1 protein-coding gene and 1 pseudogene are annotated in these 1,369 nt (G+C 73.0%); both read right to left on the bottom strand.

Features of this window, described 5'->3' with window-relative positions; translation table 11 throughout:
• Window positions 1-272: pseudogene (locus G4D86_RS51630) on the bottom strand (efflux RND transporter periplasmic adaptor subunit); the annotation flags it as partial.
• Between the two features lie 17 nt (window positions 273-289).
• Window positions 290-1,369: TolC family protein (locus G4D86_RS51625; RefSeq protein WP_164003083.1), on the bottom strand; the 1,080-nt coding region annotated here is incomplete at its 5' end.

Raw genomic sequence — 1,369 nt, 5'->3', positions numbered from 1 at the left:
TCCACCTCCAGCAGGGGCGCTCCGGCCTCCACCTGCTGGCCGGGCTTCACGTGGATGCGGCGCACGTAGCCGCCCACCTGCGGCAGCACCGTGACGCTCTGCCGCGACATCAGCGAGCCGAGGTACTCACCGGTGTCCCGCACCTCGCGCGGGGCCAGCGACACCACGTCGATTTCACGAGGTGGAGGCGCGGCCGGTGCCGCCTTCTGCCCGGAGCAACCCGCCACCGCGACCAGCACCGCCACACCGAACATCGTCTTCTTCAGCGCCATAAGGGGGCGTACCCGCTTCACCAGTCGCACCGGGCCTCCGTCAGGAATGCGTCCAGGCGTGCCTGGACGAGCTCGAATTCACGCAGCACCAGCGTCAGCTCCGCCTGGCGCAGGGCCGCCGCGCTCTGCACCAGCTCGAGGCTGCTGCCGCGGCCCACTTCAAATGCACGTCGGGTGAGCTGGTCGGTCCGCTCCGCGAGGTCGCGAGACTCGATGGCCGTCTTCACCAGGGCCTCGGCCACGTCGACGCCGCGTCGGGCCTGGGCCACTTCCAGTTCCACGTCGCGGCGGGCGCTCTCCAGCGCCGCGGCCGCCTGCGTCTCCGCACCCGCGCGCTCGCGCACCAACCCCGCGCGGCTGCCGCCTTCCCAGAGGGGCACCGACAGCACGGCGGCGACATTCCAGGTGGCGAAGCGGCCGAAGCCCGGCTCCGTGGTGAGGCCGTAGAGGGTGCTGGAGACGCCCAGCGTGGGCAGGTAGCCCGCCGCCGCCTGAAGCTTGCTCTCCTTCGCGGACTCCACCTGCGCCTTCGCCGCCACCAGGTCCGGCCGCGAGTCCAGGCCGTCCAGCGCCGAGCACTCCTTGCGGGTGCTGTCCACCAGGCCCTGGAGGTTGAAGCCCGGGTCCACGCCGATGGCCTGGCCGAAGCCGAGCGCGAAGCCCAGGGCCTCACGCGCCTGGCGCAGTTGCTCGTCTCCCGCGACGAGGGCGCCACGCGCCACCGCCACGTCCTGATTCACGCGCACCACGTCCAGTTGGTTGCCCGCGCCCAGCTCGAAGCTGCGCTGGGTGAGTGCCAAGCGCTCCAGGGCGCGACGCAGACTCACGCGGTTGATTTCCGCCGCGCGCTCGGCGGCCACCGTGGCCACCAGCGTCTGGGCCAGCCCCAGCGTCAGGCGGCGGCGCACGTCCTGGAGGCTCGCCGTGGCGCTCAGCTCCGAGGCCCGCGCCGAGGACAGCCCGCGCCACGCGCTCAGGTCCACCACCGACTGCGTCAGCGTCGCGGTGAGGGTGGCCACGGGCGTGGTGGCGGTGCGGCCGTCGCCAGCGGCCCCCGGGCTCACGCCCGAGGCGACATCCGGATTGAGCAGGTCATG

Source organism: Pyxidicoccus caerfyrddinensis (genome assembly GCF_010894405.1).
Classification (GTDB): Bacteria; Myxococcota; Myxococcia; order Myxococcales; family Myxococcaceae; genus Myxococcus; species Myxococcus caerfyrddinensis.
Note: the sequence above shows the minus strand (reverse complement) of the source record. Positions and strands in the feature narration are given on the sequence as shown.